Annotated in this window: 19 protein-coding genes; 14 read left to right on the plus strand and 5 right to left on the minus strand. The window is 52.2% G+C overall.

The genetic code is table 11. The features are described 5' to 3' along the window. The first annotated feature begins 5 nt into the window (after positions 1-5). From chbG to EDM60_RS01925, 5 genes are read left to right on the plus strand one after another with little or no spacing between them, the layout of a single operon-like run. Positions 6-752: a chitin disaccharide deacetylase gene (chbG, locus tag EDM60_RS01905; protein WP_122962454.1), complete on the plus strand. Its 747-nt coding sequence runs from the start codon at positions 6-8 to the stop codon at positions 750-752. A gap of 12 nt (positions 753-764) precedes the next feature. Further along, on the plus strand, positions 765-1,091 hold the full coding sequence (locus EDM60_RS01910; RefSeq protein ID WP_122962455.1) for a PTS sugar transporter subunit IIA: 327 nt from the start codon (positions 765-767) through the stop codon (positions 1,089-1,091). Continuing rightward, the gene (locus EDM60_RS01915) at positions 1,088-2,410 is read left to right on the plus strand and encodes a 6-phospho-beta-glucosidase (RefSeq protein WP_122962456.1); all 1,323 of its coding nucleotides are present in this window, start codon (positions 1,088-1,090) and stop codon (positions 2,408-2,410) included. Before EDM60_RS01910 ends, EDM60_RS01915 begins: the two co-directional genes overlap by 4 nt. A gap of 12 nt (positions 2,411-2,422) precedes the next feature. Beyond that, on the plus strand, positions 2,423-3,316 hold the full coding sequence (locus EDM60_RS01920) for a Cof-type HAD-IIB family hydrolase (RefSeq protein ID WP_233454127.1): 894 nt from the start codon (positions 2,423-2,425) through the stop codon (positions 3,314-3,316). A gap of 1 nt (position 3,317) precedes the next feature. Next, the gene (locus EDM60_RS01925) at positions 3,318-3,581 is read left to right on the plus strand and encodes an HPr family phosphocarrier protein (RefSeq protein WP_122962457.1); all 264 of its coding nucleotides are present in this window, start codon (positions 3,318-3,320) and stop codon (positions 3,579-3,581) included. A gap of 71 nt (positions 3,582-3,652) precedes the next feature. Here the strand turns inward: EDM60_RS01925 and EDM60_RS01930 are convergent, their stop codons facing one another. Together EDM60_RS01930 and EDM60_RS01935 are read right to left on the minus strand one after the other, a co-directional pair. Then, positions 3,653-5,785 (minus strand): sensor histidine kinase, encoded by a 2,133-nt coding sequence (locus EDM60_RS01930; protein ID WP_122962458.1) that lies wholly within the window; start codon positions 5,783-5,785, stop codon positions 3,653-3,655. Next, positions 5,763-6,455 carry a response regulator transcription factor gene (locus EDM60_RS01935; protein WP_122962459.1) on the minus strand — a complete coding sequence of 231 codons (693 nt, stop codon included), beginning with the start codon at positions 6,453-6,455 and terminating at the stop codon, positions 5,763-5,765. Before EDM60_RS01935 ends, EDM60_RS01930 begins: the two co-directional genes overlap by 23 nt. 153 nt (positions 6,456-6,608) lie before the next feature. On the opposite strand from EDM60_RS01935, the gene EDM60_RS01940 reads away from it, so the two are divergent. Together EDM60_RS01940 and EDM60_RS01945 are read left to right on the plus strand one after the other, a co-directional pair. After that, positions 6,609-7,232, plus strand: a complete 624-nt coding sequence (locus tag EDM60_RS01940; RefSeq protein ID WP_122962460.1) for a class I SAM-dependent methyltransferase — start codon at positions 6,609-6,611, stop codon at positions 7,230-7,232. A 21-nt stretch (positions 7,233-7,253) separates the two neighbouring features. Beyond that, positions 7,254-9,020 (plus strand): DEAD/DEAH box helicase, encoded by a 1,767-nt coding sequence (locus tag EDM60_RS01945; protein ID WP_122962461.1) that lies wholly within the window; start codon positions 7,254-7,256, stop codon positions 9,018-9,020. Between the two features lie 73 nt (positions 9,021-9,093). Here the strand turns inward: EDM60_RS01945 and EDM60_RS01950 are convergent, their stop codons facing one another. Further along, positions 9,094-9,435, minus strand: a complete 342-nt coding sequence (locus EDM60_RS01950) for a DUF779 domain-containing protein (protein ID WP_063228830.1) — start codon at positions 9,433-9,435, stop codon at positions 9,094-9,096. A gap of 3 nt (positions 9,436-9,438) precedes the next feature. Beyond that, positions 9,439-10,959 (minus strand): aldehyde dehydrogenase, encoded by a 1,521-nt coding sequence (gene adh / locus EDM60_RS01955; protein ID WP_122962462.1) that lies wholly within the window; start codon positions 10,957-10,959, stop codon positions 9,439-9,441. Positions 10,960-11,224: 265 nt separating this feature from the next. On the opposite strand from adh, the gene EDM60_RS01960 reads away from it, so the two are divergent. Next, complete coding sequence (locus EDM60_RS01960) at positions 11,225-13,009, plus strand: sigma-54-dependent Fis family transcriptional regulator (protein WP_122962463.1); 1,785 nt, start codon at positions 11,225-11,227, stop codon at positions 13,007-13,009. A gap of 201 nt (positions 13,010-13,210) precedes the next feature. Here the strand turns inward: EDM60_RS01960 and EDM60_RS01965 are convergent, their stop codons facing one another. Next, positions 13,211-13,540 (minus strand): DUF3139 domain-containing protein, encoded by a 330-nt coding sequence (locus EDM60_RS01965; RefSeq protein WP_167470228.1) that lies wholly within the window; start codon positions 13,538-13,540, stop codon positions 13,211-13,213. Between the two features lie 84 nt (positions 13,541-13,624). Between EDM60_RS01965 and EDM60_RS01970 the strand changes: the two genes are divergently transcribed. The 6 genes from EDM60_RS01970 (at position 13,625) to EDM60_RS01995 (ending at position 20,078) form a co-directional block, all read left to right on the plus strand. Next, entirely contained in the window at positions 13,625-14,329 is a 705-nt protein-coding gene (locus tag EDM60_RS01970; RefSeq protein WP_122962464.1) for a M23 family metallopeptidase, read from the plus strand. A gap of 69 nt (positions 14,330-14,398) precedes the next feature. Beyond that, entirely contained in the window at positions 14,399-14,884 is a 486-nt protein-coding gene (locus EDM60_RS01975) for a hypothetical protein (RefSeq protein WP_122962465.1), read from the plus strand. Positions 14,885-15,390: 506 nt separating this feature from the next. After that, positions 15,391-16,467: a tartrate dehydrogenase gene (locus EDM60_RS01980; protein ID WP_122962466.1), complete on the plus strand. Its 1,077-nt coding sequence runs from the start codon at positions 15,391-15,393 to the stop codon at positions 16,465-16,467. Positions 16,468-16,489: 22 nt separating this feature from the next. Further along, the gene (locus tag EDM60_RS01985; RefSeq protein WP_122962467.1) at positions 16,490-17,914 is read left to right on the plus strand and encodes an aldehyde dehydrogenase family protein; all 1,425 of its coding nucleotides are present in this window, start codon (positions 16,490-16,492) and stop codon (positions 17,912-17,914) included. After that, positions 17,911-18,681, plus strand: a complete 771-nt coding sequence (locus EDM60_RS01990) for an SDR family oxidoreductase (protein ID WP_122962468.1) — start codon at positions 17,911-17,913, stop codon at positions 18,679-18,681. Before EDM60_RS01985 ends, EDM60_RS01990 begins: the two co-directional genes overlap by 4 nt. A 32-nt stretch (positions 18,682-18,713) precedes the next feature. Further along, entirely contained in the window at positions 18,714-20,078 is a 1,365-nt protein-coding gene (locus tag EDM60_RS01995; RefSeq protein ID WP_122962469.1) for an FAD-binding oxidoreductase, read from the plus strand. Positions 20,079-20,197 lie beyond the last annotated feature (119 nt).

Here is a 20,197-nt window from a genome sequence, read left to right on the forward strand (position 1 = left end):
GCTTTATGAAGCTGATTGTGAATGCGGACGATTTCGGTTATTCGAAAGGGGTGAATCTGGGGATCATCGAGGCGCACCGGGCGGGCGTCGTCACCTCTACAACGACCATGGTGAACATGGGCGGTTTCGAACACGCGGTACAATTGGCCAGGGAAACGCCAACACTCGGGGTGGGCATCCATCTGGTGCTCACCTGTGGCGCTCCAGTCAGCCACGATGTACCATCCCTGACAGATGAGCATGGGCGGTTTCACCGTGGATACGACTATTTGGGCACGACGTCGCCGGAGGATGTAGAAAGGGAGCTGCGCAGCCAAATCGAAAAGTATTTGGCGACGGGACTTACCCCGACGCACATCGACAGTCATCATCACGTCCATGCTCATGCAGCGATTTTGCCGATCGTTTTGCGCCTGGCACAAGAATATCGGCTTCCGGTGCGCAATCCGTGGGGGTTTCAAGCAGGGAAAAGGGAGAAGCAGCCGGATGTGCTGACCACGGAAGGCTTTTCCCACCGCTTTTACGGAGAGGACCTGTCTGTTCAAACTTTCTTCGATATTGTCGAGGAGCTGGCGGACTGCTCTGTGGCCGAGATGATGACCCATCCCGCATATTTGGATGAAGCGATTTTGACAGGCAGTTCATACGCGCTGCCGCGTACACGGGAGCTGCAAATTTTAACGGCAAAAGAGATAAAAGAGTACGTGCAAACACGGCAGATACAGCTCGTGACATTTAAAGAACTCGGATAGGTGGAGATCTATTTGGACCATACAGACGTTATTTTTCAGCTGATTTTACACGGAGGGAACGCGAGAAGCCTGGCGATGGAAGCAATCGCACTGGCGAAAAACAAAGACATGGCGGGCGCACAAGATGCGCTGAAACGAGCTGGCGAAGAGCTGAGCCGGGCCCATCACCACCAAACGACTTTTATCCAAAAGGAGATTGCGGGTGAGAAACCGGAGATCAGCATGCTGTTGATCCATGCGCAGGATCATTTGATGAATGCGATGACGATCAAGGATTTGGCCAGCGAGTTTGTCGAGCTGTACAGCCATGTCCACGCGGCAAAGGAGGCGGGAGTGTGAGCGGAATCAAAATCGTAACGATCGGTGGGGGATCGAGCTATACGCCAGAGCTTGTGGAAGGTCTGATCAAACGATACGACGAGTTGCCTGTACGCGAACTGTGGCTCGTCGATATTCCCGAGGGTGAGAAGAAGCTGCAAATCGTCGGTGCTCTGGCGAAGCGGATGGTGGAGAAGGCCGGAGTACCTATGAAGGTGCATCTGACGCTGGATCGGCGCAAAGCGCTCGCGGGCGCGGATTTCGTCACAACGCAAATGCGCGTGGGGCTGCTGGACGCCCGAATCAAGGATGAGCGCATTCCGCTGAAGTACGGGGTCATCGGTCAGGAGACGAATGGGCCTGGCGGACTGTTCAAAGGGCTGCGCACGATTCCGGTCATCATGGACATTTGCCGCGATATGGAAGAGCTGTGCCCGGATGCCTGGCTGATTAATTTCACCAATCCGGCTGGCATGGTGACGGAAGCTGTTCTGCGATACACGAACCGGAAGAAAGTAATCGGGCTGTGCAATGTGCCCATCGGGATGAAAATGGGAGTCGCGACCATATTGGGGGTCGATCAGTCGCGGATACACATTGACTTTGCCGGGCTGAACCATATGGTGTTCGGGCTGGGAGTCTACCTGGACGGAAACAACGTCACTCCGCAGATCATCGACAAGCTGACTGGCGAACAATCGGGGATTACGATGCAAAACATTCTCGATCTCGGCTGGGACAAAGATTTCATCAAAGCGTTGGGGATTCTTCCTTGCCCGTATCACCGCTACTACTACCAGACTCGCACCATGCTGGAGCACGAGCAGGAGGAAGCGAGCAAAAACGGCACGCGGGCAGAAGTGGTCAAGCGGGTGGAAGCGGAGCTGTTCGCGCTGTATGAAGACCCTGACCTGAACATCAAGCCGCCGCAGCTGGAAAAACGGGGGGGTGCCTATTACAGCGAAGCAGCCTGCAATCTGATTTACTCGATCTACAACGACAAACGGGATATTCAGCCAGTGAACGTCCGCAACAACGGGGCGATTGCGAGCATTCCTGACGACTCTGCTGTCGAGGTAAACTGCGTTATTACCCGGGAAGGGCCAGTCCCGCTTGCCGTAGGGGATTTGCCAGTGCCTGTGCGCGGGTTGGTGCAGCAGATCAAATCGTTTGAACGAGTGGCGGCGGAAGCGGCTGTAACGGGTGACTATCACCAGGCTTTGCTCGCCATGACGATCAATCCTTTGGTGCCGTCCGATGTGGTAGCCAAGCAAATTCTCGACGAGATGCTGGAGGCGCACAAAGAGCATTTGCCACAGTTTTTCAAGCCAGTGACGTAAGGATGGAAAACCGTGGAACAAGCTGAGAGAAAAAACGAGAGCACGAGATACAAGCTGCTCGCCCTGGATGTGGATGGGACCATTCTGATGTCGAATCATTCGATGGCAAAAGTCACGCAGCAAGCGATCAGCGGGCTTGCAGACAGAGGCGTGTTCGTAACGCTGGCTACCGGACGGGCGTATCCGTCAGCGAAAGCTTTGGCCCGACAGTTGAACATCAGCACTCCGCTCGTGTCGCATGACGGGGCGTATGTGGCTGATCCGCTGACAGACGAGGAACTGCACGTCAGTCGGATACCTGTTGAAACGACCGCTTCGGTGACAAACATTTTGGCGAAGTACGAGCTGGATGTCATGCTGCTGCACGAAGCTTATACGCTCACCAATCGGCGCTGGAAGTGGAAGGACTTGTATCCGTTGGTGAACACGCGCACCTTGCGCCAGCTTTGGCGGGAGCGCTATCCGGTCAAACTGATGACTTCCGCTGATTTGATCGGGCACGTCCAGGAGCATGCGGTGCGCGTACCGAAAATTTTCGTCATGGGCGAGGAAAGCGAGATTGCGGTAGCCAGAAAAGAGTTGGAGACAACCGACTTGCCGGAAATTCGGGTAACGACTTCCGGTGCACGCAATCTGGAGATATTGCCAGAGGGAATCTCCAAAGCGAGCGGGCTTGCGCTTTTGGCAAAAAGACTGGAAATCAGTCCGGAACAAATTGTGGCTGTCGGCGACAATTACAACGACTTGGAAATGTTGCAATTTGTCGGGATGGGCGTCGCCATGGGCAATGCTCCAGACGAAGTCAAGCGGCTGGCACGACATGTGACAGACACGAACGATCAACATGGGGTGGCGGCCGTCATCCAGAAATTTTTCGGCATACACGATGCAGAAAAGGAGGTGTGAAATGGTCCGATTTAATGTAGAAATCACCGTAAGCGGCGGCCTTCATGCCCGTCCGGCTTCTGTACTGGTCAACTTGCTCAATCAATACCGCTCGTCGGTCAAAATGATTTACAATGACAAGCAGGCCAACGGCAAAAGCATCTTGAGCGTCATGGCGCTGGGGGCGAAGACCGGCGATGAAATGACGTTTGAGGTGGAGGGCATCGACGAGCAGGAGACAGCGTCGGCTTTGCAGTCGCTGTTTCAGCGGAACTTTGCCGTATAAAAAATCGCAAAGCCAATGCCTGACAGTGCGGGCATTGGCTTTTTCATGTTCGGGCAACGGATTTTTATCGATCAGAGGCTTTTTCGAAACACGACCGTTACTTTGAAGTAATCGCCATCGATTTCCAGCAACAGCTTTCCGCCTTGCAGCTCCACGATGCTTTTGGCAATCGCCAGCCCCAGTCCGGAACCTTCCGTATGGCGGGACTGATCGGCGCGTTTGAATCGTTCAAACAGTTCCTGGGCATCGAAGTCGATTTCGTAGGCCGAGACGTTTTTGAAGGTCAGCACGACTTCATCCTGTTTTTCGATCAAATCAATCAAGACGCGCGTATTCGGCATGGAATACTTCAAGGCGTTGCCAATCAGATTCTCGAAAACGCGCCATGTTTTTTTGCCATCGAGCGGAGCCATGATTTTCGGCTGCTCGGTTTGGACGCGAAACTTGAGAGAGGATTGCTCGATCTTTTCGCTGAACTCTGCGATCGCCTGGTTGAGCAGTGCCGAGACGTTTACTTGCTCAATGTGCAGCTCGACAGCTCCGCTGGACATTTTCGCGGCATCGAACAGGTCATCAATCAGCACTCGCAAACGGCCCGCTTTTCGGTCCAGCACATCGACATAGCTCTTGATCTCTTCCGCCGACAGGTTATCCCGTTTCAACAGGTCCACGTAGTTGATAATCGAGGTGAGCGGCGTTTTCAAATCGTGCGACACATTGGTAATCAGCTCCGTCTTCATGCGCTCGCTCTTCATTTGTTCTTCCAGCGCGTGTTTTAAGCCCAGCTTGATGTTGTTGAGCGAGTGCGCGAGATCGGAGAGGCTCCCTTTATGGATTTTTTCAATCGTGGCCTGCATATTTCCCGCTGACATCTCGGAAGCTCCGCGCATGATGCGGTTCATGAGTGCCAAACGGCGAAAAATGTACGGAACGACGGTTGCCAGGTAGAACAAGCCGTACAGAAAACTGAGCACGAACAACTCTTCCGAGCCTTTCGCGATGGAGACGAGGCCGAGTGCTGCGCTCATGCCGAATCCGACAGTCAAAATGAACAAAAGGGAAGACTTGAAGAACAAGCCTTTGTGCGCGTAGCTTTCACGCAGAACAAGTTTCAGTCGGGCAAACAGGCTTCTTTGCCACTGTTGCGAAAGAGACTCAGGTTGCTGATACATATGCCATGCTTCCAGAACTTGCAGCAGCCAATAGGCGGTAAACAAAGACATGAATCCGAGAGTGAAGAAATGCTCGACATCCATCGGCAAAAAGAAGAAGCGCAGACTGAAAATCATAGCCAGGTAAGTAGCACCTAGCGGAAACAGCAAGAGGATGCGGATATCGAGCGGGATACGCCGGAACAGTCTCAGCGTTTTGCCGACAATCGGTTGCTCAATGCCTTTGTTCCAGTGCAAAAACCAGCAAAGGACAGCGGTAGAGAGCAATGTCACGATCAACAGGACGACTTCTCCGCGCAGCCGATCCCTTTTGGCATCGAAGTAGGCAGCATCTGCATGTACTTGGCTGTAGCCATCAGGAATTTTCGGAACAAAAAAAGTGCCGGACCATTGATTCAGTTGATACATGCGGTTAATGTCGGCAAAATCGCCGTACCTTTGATCTGAGTTTTCCGGAAAGCGGATTACGTAGCGGGCATTCTCGCTTAATTCTGCATCCGTTGGCGTGTGGCTATTGGAGTAAATTTTCCCTGTCTTGTAGTCGTTGACATAGTAGTGGAACGATGGGTTGCGAAGGGCAAGGCTGTTTTTCCGTTCTTCGTACTCCGCATCTTTTTCCGCGACCATTTGTTTGAATTTCGCATCCCATTCGGCTGTTGCTTCGTCAAGCTCGCGGATCATCTCGGACTTTTTCGCTGCAGCATCGTCGGGGTGCATGTCAGCATACCGCTGCCTGATCTCTTGATAAGCATTGTTGCGGTCTTGCTGGAACTGCTCTACGGCTGCTTTCCCCAGCTTTTGTTCTGGCGTCTTGCGTTCATAGTCGGCAAAGTCGACATGAACCGTTTTCACCAGACCTACAAACAGTCTGACTTCGCTATTGAAGCTTTCGCTCTGGAAGTAGTTGTCCCGTTGCAAATACTCGCGGTTGCGGTAAATATCCGCCATAATCAGTACGAGAAGCGCGACGCTGACAACCAGGGCGAGCAGCGCTGGCAGCGTGAAGCGGCTATTTTTCGATCTTGTATCCAATTCCCCATACCACCTTCAAATATTTCGGTTCTTTCGGGTTGATCTCGATTTTTTCCCGAATGCGCCTGACGTGAACAGCAACCGTGTTTTCTGCATTCAAATATGGCTCTCGCCAGACGCGTTCGTAAATTTCCTCAATGGAAAAGACCCGGCCCTTGTTTTCCATCAACAGCTCCAAAATCTTGTATTCGGTAGCGGTCAAGCGGACTTCGGTGCCATCTACAGCGACGGACTTCGTACTTTTGTTCAGCGACAATCCACGCACCTGAATCTCGTCTTCGGTTGCCTTGTAATTGCCGAGATTGGTATAACGCCTGAGTTGGGACTTGACCCGCGCCACCAGCTCCAGCGGATGAAAAGGCTTGGTCACATAGTCGTCGGCCCCGATGTTCAAGCCCAGAACTTTGTCGGTGTCCTCCGATTTGGCAGAAAGCATGATGATCGGGATATTTTTGTCCTGCCGGATTTTAAAAGTTGCCGTAATTCCGTCCATCTGAGGCATCATAATGTCCAAAAGAATGAGATGAATCTCTTCCCGTTCCAAAATATCCAATGCTTCTAGACCATTGCTCGCTTGATGCACAATCAGAGACTCGTTTTTGAGATAGATTTCGATCGCATCTCTGATCTCTGCCTCGTCGTCGACTACGAGGACATGATAGTTCGCCATTGTTTTCCCACCTTATGAATGCATTCATGTTTTTATCTTAACGAAAAGCTTTGACAAAACAGCATAGAAATCTCTTACAAATTTCTTAATAGTTGTCCGAGATAGGAACTGGACGAAAAATAGGGTAAGATGTGAGGAAGTAAAAACGAGGAAATGGTGATGACCTTGCTGGAATGGACCGGGGAGAGAATCATCCCCAAGCTGCTGAAGCCGACGAATGGCATGCTTCTGGAGCACATCGCCCGCTATTACTTTGCTACTCCTTATATTAAAGGAAGAGTGCTTGATATTGCATGCGGGACAGGATACGGCTGTCATATGGTTGCCAAGGATCGGAAGCGGGAATTGACCGAGTTGATCGCTGTCGATATTGATGACGACACGATTTTTTACGCGAATCGGGAATATCACCATCAAAAAATTACGTACCAGAAAGCCGACGCTCTCGATCCCGCCCTTCCCGAGAAGCTGGGCTTGTTTGATACGATTTTAAGCTTTGAAACGATTGAGCATGTAGCGGACGATCTGTTGTTCATGGACAACCTGTATCGCATGCTGAAACCGGGCGGAACACTGGTTTTGTCCAGTCCGTTTGGCCGGGGGAGAGGCAAGGAGACGAGCGAGCCGTTTCATGTGCATCAATTGACTCCCCAAGAGTTTGAGGAGCTGTTTGTCCGGTTTTCGCAGGTGGAGATTTACTATCAGCGAGGGCCGACGTTTGAAAAGCCGCGAGATGGCGTGCGCTACTTTATCGGTGTGGCTGTTTGTACGAAATGATCCTGCTCGGATACATGATGATTGGAGATGGCGAAACTGACGGATTTTTTTAGATTGGGCATACGAAAAGAATGGATAGATGCGCTGCAAGCAAATGGAATTACAGAGCCGACCCCGATCCAGGAAAAAGCGATTCCTGCGCTGTTGGCAGGCAAGGATGTGATTTCCCAGGCGCAGACAGGAACGGGGAAGACGCTTGCTTTTGTCCTGCCGATTTTGGAGAAAGCGGACCCGGACTCAAACGATGTGCAGGCGCTGGTGCTCACACCTACCCGCGAACTGGCTCTGCAAATTACGGCAGAGGTGAAAAAGCTGACGGCTGCCACAGATGATCTGCACGTGCTGGCCGTATATGGCGGACAAGACGTCGACCGGCAACTGCGCAAGCTGGCGGGCAAAAAGCAGGTGGTGATCGCTACTCCCGGCAGATTGCTGGATCACATGAGACGAGGAACGATCGATTTGTCGACCGTCTCCATGTTTGTTCTCGATGAGGCAGACCAGATGCTGCATATGGGCTTTTTGCCAGAGGTGGAAGACATCGCGGCGAGCCTGCCTGACAAGCGGCAGACGATGCTGTTTTCCGCGACGATGACGCCGCAGGTGCGCGCACTGGCGCAGCGCTTCATGCAAAATCCGGAAGATATCCGGGTGCAAGGCAAACGGATTACACTGGCGAATATCCGGCAAATCGCCGTGGAAACGACGGATCGTGCGAAACAGTCTGCCTTGCGTACCTTGATTGATGAAGAACGCCCGTTTTTGGCAGTCATCTTTTGTCGCACGAAACGCCGGGCGAGCACGTTGAATGCCGCCCTGCAAGGCTTTGGCTATTTGTCGGACGAGCTGCACGGCGATTTGTCGCAGGCAAAACGCGAGGATGTAATGAAGCGTTTTCGGGAGGCGAGAATCCAGCTACTGGTGGCAACGGATGTAGCAGCGCGCGGGCTTGACGTCGAGGGAGTCACTCACGTGTTCAATTACGACATCCCGGAAGATGTCGACAGCTACATTCACCGGATCGGCAGAACGGGCCGGGCCAAAGAAAAGGGCATCGCTTATACGATGGTGGCGGCCAAGGATCGGGCACAGCTCGCAGAGATTGAAAAAGGAATCGCCATGACTTTGGAGCGGCGTGCGAGCGAGCGGGCGGCGGATTACGGGGAGAACGAGGAGCATAAGCAGCACAAGACAAAGCATAAGGGGCAGGAGCGCGCAGGCAGAGGCGGTCAGCGTGGAGGCAAACCAGCCAGAACAGAAGGCGAGCACCGTGGGAGCAAGCCAGCCAGAGCAGAAGGCGAGCACCGTGGAAGCAGGCCAGCCAGAGCAGAAGGCGAGCACCGTGGGAGCAGGCCAGCCAGAGCAGAAGGCGAGCACCGTGGGAGCAGGCCAGCCAGAGCTGAGGGCGGTCAACGTGGGGGCAAACCACTTAAAGCCGAGGGTAAGCAACAGGCTGGAAAAGGGAAGCGCGAGACGGGAAAACGCGGGCAGCACGGAGCCGATCGCCAGCAGCAAACCGCTCGCTTGGCCCCAAAAAATGGGGATGACCAGCGAACCCAGGAACGGATGACGAAAACAGGGCAGAGCAGCGAGCGAGCGGCAGGCAGAAGCGATTTTGCGGGCAAATCCGCAAATGCTTCGCGCAAGCCGGGGGCTTTTTCCCATAAGCGAGCAGAGAAGCAGCATGGTGGCAGCGCTCGTTTTGATGGCCAAAAACAGACAGGCAAACGGCCAAGTCCGGCGCCAGCAAAACGCGGCAGCACCGCTCGAAGGACCAAGAAGCGCTGAATGAAATAAAGCGATGAAAAAGAAAGACCGTTCCGCCGGGAAAAAGGCAGGAACGGTCTTTTGTGTATTCCGATCAGCTGTCTGGAAAGACGCGCGAACGTGTAAGGAAACGCACTCCTTCGGGCCCTTCGAGCGAGAACATTCCGCCACGACCCGTGACAACATCAATGATCAGCTGAGTATGCTTCCAATACTCGTACTGCGCTTTTCCCATGTAAAACGGGCAGCCGCCAATTTCGCCCAGCAGCACATCCTGTTCCCCGACGAGAAATTCACCTAGCGGGTAGCACATAGGCGAGCTTCCATCGCAGCAGCCCCCTGATTGATGAAACATCAAGTCGCCATGCTTGGCGCGCAGCCGTTCGATCAGCTCCAGGGCAGCGTCTGTAGCGAGCACTTTCTCAGGCTGGCTCATCGATCAAAAGAAGCCCAATGCCTGCTCGCTGTAGCTGACCAGCAGGTTTTTGGTTTGCTGGTAGTGGGCGAGCATCATTTTGTGATTTTCGCGGCCAATACCGGACATTTTGTATCCGCCGAATGCGGCGTGCGCCGGGTAAGCGTGGTAGCAGTTGGTCCATACGCGGCCAGCCTGGATTTCACGTCCTACGCGGTACGCGGTGTTCACATCGCGCGTCCACAAGCCGGAGCCGAGGCCGTACAGCGTGTCGTTGGCGATAGCCAGCGCTTCGTCCGTGTCTTTGAAGGTCGTCACGGAGACTACCGGGCCGAAGATTTCTTCCTGGAAGATGCGCATTTTGTTGTGTCCTTTGAAGACGGTAGGCTGGATGTAGTAGCCGCCTTCGAGGTCTCCTTCCAACTGCGCGCGGGAACCGCCGATCAGGCAATCTGCCCCTTCCTGTTTTCCGATATCGAGGTAGGAGAGAATTTTTTCAACTTGCTCCAGGGAAGCCTGGGCGCCAATCATGGTGTCGGTATCCAGCGGGTTGCCTTGCTTGATGCTGGCTACGCGTTTCAGAGCGCGCTCCATGAACTGGTCGTAAATGCTTTCGTGAATCAGGGCGCGGGACGGGCATGTGCAAACTTCGCCCTGGTTGAGTGCAAACAGCACGAAGCCTTCAATTGCTTTGTTCAAGAAAGCGTCGTCTTTGGCACACACGTCCGGGAAGAAGATGTTCGGAGATTTTCCGCCCAGCTCCAATGTGACCGGAATAATATTTTGGGAGGCGTACTGCATGATCAGTCGACCTGTAGTCGTCTCTCCGGTAAATGCGATTTTGGCGATGCGGTTGCTGGATGCGAGCGGTTTGCCAGCTTCCAGACCGAAACCGTTTACGACGTTCACGACGCCTGGAGGCAGCAAGTCGCCGATCAGCTCCATCAGCACCATGATCGAAGCAGGAGTCTGCTCTGCGGGCTTGAGGACAACGCAGTTTCCTGCTGCCAGAGCGGGAGCGAGCTTCCATGTAGCCATCAGCAGCGGGAAGTTCCAAGGAATGATTTGTCCGACGACACCGAGCGGCTCGTGGAAATGGTAAGCGACTGTGTCGTTGTCGATTTCAGCCAGCGAGCTTTCTTGGGCGCGAATCGCTCCGGCAAAGTAACGGAAGTGATCGATCGCCAGCGGGATATCGGCAGCCAGCGTCTCGCGGACAGGCTTTCCGTTTTCCCACGTCTCAGCCGTTGCCAAAAGCTCCAGATTGGCTTCCATGCGGTCTGCGATCTTCAAGAGGATGTTGGATCGCTGTGTAACAGAGGTGCGTCCCCAAGCGTCTTTGGCTTCGTGGGCGGCATCCAGTGCAAGCTCGATATCTTCTGCAGTGGAGCGAGCTACTTCGCAAAATGCTTTGCCGTTTACAGGAGATAAGTTTTCAAAATATTCACCCTTCACCGGCGGTACCCAATTGCCCCCGATGTAGTTTTCATAGCGATTTTTGAAAGTCACCTTGGAACCGGCTTGACCGGGTTGAGCGTAGATCATGCGAACGCCTCCTCTAATATCACCTTTTTCTTTACGGCTTTTTCTAAAAGCAAATCCTGTACCAACTGCCGGGAAGCTGGAAATGACAGCGTTTTCGCAAAAGTAAGACAGCAAAAATGCTCCATAATGGAGCAAAAGTTGTTCCGTTTTGGGACACCTCGTAAATATTTGGGAGCGTTAGACAAGGAACTGCTTTTTCCGCCAAGATTCGCATACTTACTCGTGCTATACTGGTAGTGAATGATTTTTGGGGGAGGGAAGAGTGTTGTCAACGATTGTCAAGCAATCTTGGAAGCGCTGCCAGGAATCGAACCTCAATGCTTGGGAGAAAGCCAATGACCAAATCATTTCCAGCAAAAGAATCAAAGAAATCATTCAGGAGAATCACCCTCTGATTCAGGAAAGCCTCCCGCTGTTCAACAAGCTCGCTCCCTTTTTGTTGTCGACAGAGCACATCGCTTTGTTGTCGGATCGGGATGGCAATATCATTCACACTGTCGGCGACCCCGTGTTTGCCAATCAGGCGCAAAAAGTGCAACTGCAAATCGGGGCGAATTGGACAGAAAATTCAAAAGGAACGAACGCGATCGGGACGGCGCTGATCGCGCAGCAGCCTGTTCAAATACAAGGAGAGCAGCACTACTTTTTGGAGAACCGCTTTCTCACGTGCTCGGCGGCGCCGATTTTTTCACCGACTGGCGAGTTGCTCGGCGTCATCGACATCAGTACGCGCAAGGAATACTCCCATCCGTTTGCTTTGACCATCGCTTGCATGATTGCGGAAACGCTGCAAAACCGCTTTTTGTACGCCGATGCACAGCGGGTCATCGCGCTTGGCGAGAGTCCGGTTGTGAAAGGAGAGCCGGGAAAAGTGCCACTGGTCGGTCTGGATCGGGACGGACGACTGATCGGCTTCAATGAGCCTGCCAAGCAGCAGCTGGGAACGGAAGCACTTGGGAAAAGGCTTCCGCAAGAGTACGAGCGCGCAGGACGAGAGGTGCAGGACAAACGCCCGCGCCTGTTCACGTCAGGCTCATGGACAGATGCTTCATCCAAGACGTCGGATGCGGATGCTTTGAAAAGTTTGAAAAAGCCAAAGACGCAGCTCAAGCCGTTTCCTCGTCTCGCAGGTTCTTGCCCGCTGTTTTTGCAGGCGAAAATGCTGGGGCAAAAGGCGGCGCAGGTCGACTTTCCCGTGCTGATCCTGGGGGAGAGCGGCACGGGCAAAGAGCTGTTCGCGCAGATGGTTCACGAGACGGGACCACGGGCGCAGGAGCCTTTTATCGCCGTGAACTGCAGTGCGATATCAGAAAATTTGATCGAAAGCGAATTGTTCGGCTACGAAAGCGGGGCATTTACCGGGGCGAATCGCGAAGGAAGGATCGGCAAGTTTGAGGCGGCGAAAAAAGGCACGATCTTTTTGGATGAGATCGGCGATATGTCTTTGCGCGGACAAGCCGCTCTTCTGCGGGTGTTGCAGGAGAAGGTCGTCACGCCAGTAGGCAGCAACCAGTCTCGGCCGATTCAGGCGAGAATCATTGCGGCAACGCATCGCAATTTGCCGGAAGAAATCAAGGCGGGACGTTTCCGGGCTGACTTGTACTATCGGCTCAAAGGAGTCTCGATTCACTTGCCGCCGTTGCGAAAACGAAGCGATATCATCCAGGTGGCGGAGCATCTGATGCAGCAAATTGCCCCTGAGCAGCCAAGCGAATTGCTCCCGAGTGCGAAAGCGAAGCTCGTTGCCTATTCCTGGCCGGGAAATGTGCGCGAACTGCAAGGAGTGCTGGTGCAGGCCGCTTTTTTGTCCGATGGCGATGATATTGGCGAGGAGCACATCCAACTGGAGGGCTTGACGGAAGAAGCGGAGCATGAGCAAGGGATTCCGTCTTTGCGGGAGACCGAGCTTGTGGCGATTAGACGCGCGCTCCATTCGAGCGGCGGCAACGTCAGCAAAGCGGCAAAGCTGCTTCAGATCGGGCGGAATACGCTGTACCGCAAGATGGCGGAGTATCAGCTTGGGGCGCCTTTTTATATGGGGGAGTCATGACGAAGTGGTACAAGTTTGATAAAAACTCGATCAGATAGCATTTAGCAAATAACGTGAACTCTTCTGCATTAACTTGAAGCTGTAAAATCACAACTCATTGGAGTAGGGAAATGATAACTAAACAATACGATTTGCATTACAAAAAACGGCACCCGGTATTATCGGGTGCCGTTTTAGTATTGTATGGCGTCTTAACCAAGACTAATATTTTTTCTCCTGGTGCTTGAACACACTATTCGTTTTATCGGAGCCTAAATTAGCAGGTGTAGCATACTGTCTTACACCATCAGTGTCTTCTAAATAGAAGTACATAACTTCGGGTTCATCGGCAAAAATCACCCTTGCTCCAAAGGATGGGAGTTTGCCATAGTGAGTGGTAATAGATATGATGTCGCTGCTTTTATATCCCTTCATCAGAAGATATTCTTCAACATCTCTTTTTAACTTATATTTTTCGAAGTTAATGAAACCTACAAATAAAAGAACTGCACAAATCACAACTGATGCAGAAATGATTAACCATTTTTTCATAAATATCTCTCCTTTTTCTATCAATGCATGAATAGGTAGTATCGGCAATGGAAATGGCCCAAAATTAAGAAGTAGGAAGAAGATATGCGATGGGCATGGCCAACAACGAGTACAAAGATCACCGATGATTATGGTGATGTTGGTGACCGTTGGCATAAGGGAATTGACATTGGAGTTAAAAAGAAAGATGTATATTCAGTGGCCGAAGGTAAAGTCATTCAAAGCGGGCATTTTAAAGATGGGGTTACCTATGCTATTACCATTGAACATAACGATAGAGACCCAGATACCAATAAGAAGCTAATTACGAGATACCTTCACTTAGAACCTAAAGAGCTTTACTATACAACGAATGAAAAAGTAAAAAAAGGCACAACGATTGCTATGTCTGGAACCAGTGGAGCGACTGGATATCATTTGCACTTTGATGTAAATGCAAAAGGTTTGGAAAAACCGGGAGATCGGGATACTTTTTCTCCTTGGGTATTCTGGCCAGAAAATAGGCCAAACTTGTTAAGTGCTTTGGATTTACAAGGACATGGAGAACATGAACAGGAAAATGGGCATACTCATCCTGAAGATGAAGATTTCTTTGACTTCCTGGTTATTTCTTATGTCGGATCGGATGCGTTTTATAGTTGGTTCTATTCAGTCGAAGAGTCTGAAAGAACGACGGAAAATTTCAAAAAGCAATTTAATTTAAGCGATAATGACATTGAAGAAATTATGAACACGAAGTTGATACAAGAGGAAAAAGCAGAGGTTATTAACGCATCTGCAAATCAGTAAAAAATCTACACTCCCGTGATTTGAACATGGGAGTGTAGATTTTTCCAATATCAAGTAAGGAGGAATAACATGAAGAACAAAAAAGGGTACCTACTCATTTTCGGATTGCTGGTAGTTGTATTCGTTATTTTATATTCAACGGGCATTATTGGACGCTCCGTTAGCATACAAGAAACTCAGTCGATCAGTGCTAATGATGTGATTAATGAAGTTGAAAAAATAAAGAATGAAGTCAAGATCGGTCTAACGATGAATGAAATAAAACAGCTTTATGGTAGTAACTATACGTTAGTTAACGACAACGGCGATCTTGAGAATGGGAATGACGAGCATTGGACGTATCGATTCCTTGGAGATGTCAATTACAAGCCTGCGGGCCCGGATCATATGATAGACGAAGAAGGTATGTTAAGTGGAAAAGCAGGAGTGGAGCTATTCATCGGTTGGAAAAATGAAAAGATAACGTTGTTTACGATCACTTATCTAGGTACCGACAAGCATATTCATTTTTACAGTAACGTAAATGGAAAAATTGAAGAGAGTGTTATCAAATAAGCTGAAAGTGGAATGTAGCTTAATTTATAGCCTACGTTTGAAGCGCAACGTTTGAATGAGGGAACCCCTTGCAGGCTAAGTCGGCATTGTACGACGAATAGAGTGGGGTTTCATCGAAGTAAATCAACTCGGCGGAAATACTGACGAATTGCTTTTCTCTGCATGGGAGAAAAAGAGTTCGTCTTTTTTAGAATGAAAATCCAATGAGGGAGTGCTTCGCTTGAAAAACGACCTGCAAGTAAAATGTCAGATTATGGAATGCAGGAAAGGGCATGAACGGAGCTGCTTGACCAATTAAAAACTGCCGACAGTCTGAGTGTTGCAACATTTTGTTGCAACACTTTTTTAAAAAAGATAAGCATGACTTCCAAATTATGATATAAAAAATAAAAAGACTGAATGTTTCGGGTATTTCTGTGCAAAGATGAACGATTGGCATTAAAGGTGCATTAGATCAGTGCATCCGATTATTCTTTAAAATTGAATTAATTCAAGGAGGGAGACGATTGCTGCAATATTCGATCGCAGTCATACCAGGAGACGGCATTGGTCCAGAGGTGATGGACGAGGGATTGAAGGTGTTGACGGCCGTAGAGGAAGCGCATGGAGGGATTCGTTTTACCCGCGAGATCATGGACTGGAACTGCCAGTATTACCTCACGAACGGCAGGATGATGCCGGAAAATGGACTGGACATATTGAAAGACCACGATCTGATTTTGCTGGGAGCGATTGGAGCGCCAGAGGTGCCCGATCACGTATCGGTGTGGGAGTTGATTTTGCCGATTCGCCGCAGCTTTTCGCAATATGTGAACCTGCGGCCTGTAAAGCTGCTCAAAGGTCTGGAAAGCCCTCTGCGCTACAAAAGCCATGCCGATCTCGATTTTGTCGTCGTGCGGGAAAACACCGAGGGCGAGTATTCCAACATGGGAGGGCGGATGCACCAGGGGACGCCGTACGAGATGGCGGTGCAAAACAACGTCTTCACCCGGTATGGCACGGAGCGCATTCTTCGCTACGCGTACGCGCTGGCAGAGAAACGTCCGACAAAAAGCGTGACGGCAGCTACCAAATCGAACGGAATCAACCATTCCATGCCGTTCTGGGATGAGATCGTCAAGGAGATCAGCCTGGAGCACCCGGACGTTCGCACCAACTTGTATCATATCGACGCATTGGCCGCCTATTTTATCACCAGACCGGAGACGTTTGAGGTGGTGGTTGCGAGCAACTTGTTTGGAGACATTTTGACAGACCTGGGGGCAGCCATAGTCGGCGGGCTTGGGCTGGCTCCGTCGGCCAACATCAATCCGGAGCGCCAATACCCGTCGATGTTCGAGCCGATCCACGGATCAGCCCCTGATATTGCCGGAAAAGGGATCGCCAATCCGATCGCGCAAGTATGGAGCCTGAGCATGATGATGGATCATCTCGATTTGCCGGAAATCAGTGCTCTGATCATGAACGCAATCGAGCAAGTTGTCCAGGAGGGCAAGGTGCTGACGCCTGACCTGGGGGGCAAAGCGACCACCAGGGAACTAGGAGACGAGATCGTCCGGCACATTTATTTGGGGACGAGATAAAGAGACAAGGGAGGAAGAGAGTATGGAAGCGAAAGCGTATGATTTGTACATCGGCGGAGAATGGATCAAAACGGGCAGCTATATCCCTGTTTTGCACAAATACACCGGCGAGTGCATCTCGCAGATTGCCCGCGCCGAACGGCACCATGTCCAGACAGCGGTAGAGGCAGCGTGGGAGACGTTTCGGAACGATCGGCTGACGCCGTTTCAGCGCTATAAAATTTTGCTGAAGGCGTCTGAGCTGATGGAAGCGCGCCGGGACGAGATGGAGCTTTCCCTCATCCGCGAAGTCGGGAAAACGCGCAAAGATGCGATGAACGAACTGGATCGTACGATTAATACGCTTCGCTTGTCTGCTGAAGAAGCCAAAAAAATTCATGGCGAGATGATCCCGCTGCAATCGACGGAAGGCTCGGAAAATCGCCTCGGGTTCACGATCCGCGTACCGAAAGGCGTCATTGGCGCGATTACGCCTTTCAACTATCCGCTGCTGCTCAGCACGCACAAGATCGCTCCGGCTCTGGCGGCAGGCAACACGCTGGTGGTCAAGCCGGCGACTGTCACGCCGCTCGCGACCTTTTTGCTGGTCGAAGTACTGGAGGAGGCAGGGCTGCCAAAAGGCTATGTGAACATCGTGACGGGGGCTGGCAGCGAAGTGGGCGAGTGGCTTTTGGATGAAGAGCGCATCGCCATGTACACCTTTACCGGGTCGGGCGAGGTTGGCCGCCATATCAAAGCGCGCAGCGGCATGCGGCCTGTCGCTCTGGAGCTTGGCAACAACTCGCCCAATATCGTTCACTACGATGCGGATGTGGAGCTGGCGGCTCGGCAGACGGCTGCGCGCAGCTTTCATAATGCAGGTCAGGCGTGCATTGCCGTCCAGCGCATTTACGTGCACGAAGATGTGTTTCCGGCATTCAGCGAGCAGTATATCGCGCACGTCAAGCAGTTGAAGGTAGGCGACCCGGAGGACCCGGCCACAGATGTCGGCCCGATGATCAGCGAAAAAGAGGCAAAGCGGACAGAAGAGTGGGTACGGGAAGCGATCAGCGAAGGAGCGACAGCGCTTTTGCCCATCAGGAGGGAGGGCGCTCTGTTTTATCCGGCGGTGCTTGTGAATACGAAACCGGATATGAAGGTAGTGTGCCGGGAAGTGTTCGCCCCGGTAGTGACGATTATTCCGTACAGCGATCTGGAGGATGCTTTTGCCCAGGCGAATGATTCGGAATACGGCTTGCAAGCGGGGATTTTTACCCGCGATCTGAATGTCGCGATGAAAGCGGCGCGCACGCTGGAGTACGGCGGGGTAGTCATCAATGACGTCTCTACGTACCGCAATGACGTGATGCCGTACGGAGGCGTGAAAAACAGCGGACTCGGCAAGGAAGGACCGCGCTATGCCGTGGAAGAAATGACCGACGAGCGAATGGTGGTGATCAATCTATGAGCGGTCAACTGCTGCAAGGGAAAACGGCGATCGTCACAGGCGCTGCTTCCGGAATGGGAAAAGCGACTGCCAAGCTGTTCGCGGCGGAGGGAGCGAATGTCGTCCTGGCTGATTTGAACAAAGAGGCGGCTGTGCAGGTCGCTCTGGAATTGCCGGACGGGAGGGGCCATGCCGTGCAAGTCGACGTGGCCGATGACGAAAGTGTAGCCGCGCTGATTCAAGAGACAGTCGCCGTCTTCGGTGCGCCTGACGTGTTGGTCAATTGCGCCGGAGTTCCGCAAGCCTTTACGCCGATTGAGGAGCTGACATTGGAGCAGTGGGATCGGATCATGTCCGTCAACGCGAAGTCGCTCTACTTGACGGCCAGACATGCGGTTCCGCACATGAAGGCGAAAGCAAGGGGCAGCATCATCAACATCGCCTCCATCGCGGGCATCCGCGCGCGTCCCGGCCTGAATGCCTACTGCGCTTCCAAAGGCGCGGCGATCATGTTGAGCAAGGCTCTGGCAATCGAACTGGCTCCTTATCAAATCAGAGTCAATGTCATCAATCCTGGCCCGGCGGAGACTCCCATGCTGGGCAAGTTCATCAACGGAGACGAGCAAGAGGTAGAAGCCGGGAAAAAGGACATTTTCATCAGCAGCGTTCCATTGGGCATGCTGATTCAGCCGGAGGATATCGCGCAGGCCGCTCTGTACCTGGCTTCCGATCTGTCCAAGATCGTGACTGGGGAAGTCATGAACGTTGATGGCGGGAGGGGAATCTAGTCTATGGAGAAGCAGCAAAGGAGAGAGTGTGTGTGGATTATCGGCAGCAACTAGCAAGTTTGTTGGGAGAGGACAGAGTGACGACCAATCCGACTGTCCTCATGAATCATAGCCATGATGAATCGTACCATCCCCCTCATCTGCCGGATGTTGTCGTGTTTCCGCAGTCTGCGGATGAGGTCAGCGCCATTTTGCAGCTGGCTAATGAACAGCGTATTGCCGTGACACCGTTTGGTCTGGGCACCAGTCTGGAAGGCCATGCGATTCCGTATGCAGGGGGAATCAGTATGGACTTTTCGCTGATGAACCAAGTGCTGGAGGTGCGTCCGCAAGACTTTTTGGTCAGAGTACAGCCGGGGGTGACGCGCACTCAGCTCAATCGCGAGTTGAAAAAGCACGGTTTGTTCTTTTCCGTTGATCCGGGTGCTGACGCGACATTAGGCGGGATGGCGGCCACCAATGCGAGTGGCACCACTTCCGTCCGCTACGGTGTCATGCGCGACCAGGTCCGCGATTTGCAGGTCGTTCTCGCAGACGGGCGGATCATTCATACGGGCAGCATGACGGCCAAATCATCGTCCGGGTATCACCTGACAGGGCTGTTCGTCGGATCAGAAGGGACATTGGGCGTGTTTACAGAACTGACGCTACGTGTGTACGGGATTCCCGAGGCGACGATGGCAGCGCGGGCCAGCTTCCCAACCGTTCAAGACGCGGTAGATACGGTCGTGGATATTATGGGAGCGGGGATTCCCGTTGCCCGTATCGAGCTGGTTGACGAGCGTTCCATTCAGCAGGTGAATTTGTACAAGGAAACGAGCTATCCGGAAAACCCGACGCTTTTTATTGAGTTTCACGGCAGCGAGCAAAGCCTTGCGCATGACATTGAGTTCGCCCAAAACATCAGTGCCGAGCACGGTTGCACGCAGTTTCTGTTCGAGACTGATTCCAAAGCCCGTGCCGCGCTTTGGGATGCGCGTCACAATCTGGCTTACGCTTTTCTGCACAAATCGCCCGGCAAAAAAATGATGGTGACCGATGTATGCGTGCCTTTTTCCGAACTGGCGAAGGCAGTCGTGGACGCCCGGCAGGCCATTGACCGCTCAGGTTTGGATGGAGCCGTGCTGGGACATGTCGGCGACGGAAACTACCACGCGATTTTGATGATCGACGTACATGATGCACAAGAGATGGCCCGAGCCGAGGAGTTGAACGCCCATCTGGTAGAGTACGCGCTGAGCCGCGGCGGGACGTGCACCGGAGAGCATGGCGTAGGAGTGGGCAAAGTCAAATATCAGCGCAAGGAGCACGGAGCGGCGCTGGACGTGATGCGGTCGATGAAGCAAGTTCTCGATCCGAACGCCATCCTGAACCCGGGGAAAATATTCGCAAACTAGCAATGGCCTGCATTCTGATCTGGCATGATCGAATGCAGGTTTTTCTTTTTGGCGAAATATGGCGAAAGGTAGAGGAGAAAGGGCGAGGATGTGGAATGTAGGAGATTGGTAAATAAACA

It is taken from the genome of Brevibacillus parabrevis, from assembly GCF_003710905.1.
Lineage (GTDB): Bacteria > Bacillota > Bacilli > Brevibacillales > Brevibacillaceae > Brevibacillus > Brevibacillus parabrevis.

Excerpts from the sequence above, each read along its gene's own strand:
- chbG (WP_122962454.1), top strand. The coding sequence starts at position 6 with ATGAAGCTGATTGTGAATGCGGACGATTTCGGTTATTCGAAAGGGGTG.
- EDM60_RS01925 (WP_122962457.1), top strand. The coding sequence starts at position 3,318 with ATGGTCCGATTTAATGTAGAAATCACCGTAAGCGGCGGCCTTCATGCC.
- EDM60_RS01935 (WP_122962459.1), bottom strand. The coding sequence starts at position 6,455 with ATGGCGAACTATCATGTCCTCGTAGTCGACGACGAGGCAGAGATCAGA.
- EDM60_RS01940 (WP_122962460.1), top strand. The coding sequence starts at position 6,609 with ATGGTGATGACCTTGCTGGAATGGACCGGGGAGAGAATCATCCCCAAG.
- EDM60_RS01950 (WP_063228830.1), bottom strand. The coding sequence starts at position 9,435 with ATGAGCCAGCCTGAGAAAGTGCTCGCTACAGACGCTGCCCTGGAGCTG.
- adh (WP_122962462.1), bottom strand. The coding sequence starts at position 10,959 with ATGATCTACGCTCAACCCGGTCAAGCCGGTTCCAAGGTGACTTTCAAA.
- EDM60_RS01965 (WP_167470228.1), bottom strand. The coding sequence starts at position 13,540 with ATGAAAAAATGGTTAATCATTTCTGCATCAGTTGTGATTTGTGCAGTT.
- EDM60_RS01970 (WP_122962464.1), top strand. The coding sequence starts at position 13,625 with ATGCGATGGGCATGGCCAACAACGAGTACAAAGATCACCGATGATTAT.
- EDM60_RS01975 (WP_122962465.1), top strand. The coding sequence starts at position 14,399 with ATGAAGAACAAAAAAGGGTACCTACTCATTTTCGGATTGCTGGTAGTT.
- EDM60_RS01985 (WP_122962467.1), top strand. The coding sequence starts at position 16,490 with ATGGAAGCGAAAGCGTATGATTTGTACATCGGCGGAGAATGGATCAAA.
- EDM60_RS01990 (WP_122962468.1), top strand. The coding sequence starts at position 17,911 with ATGAGCGGTCAACTGCTGCAAGGGAAAACGGCGATCGTCACAGGCGCT.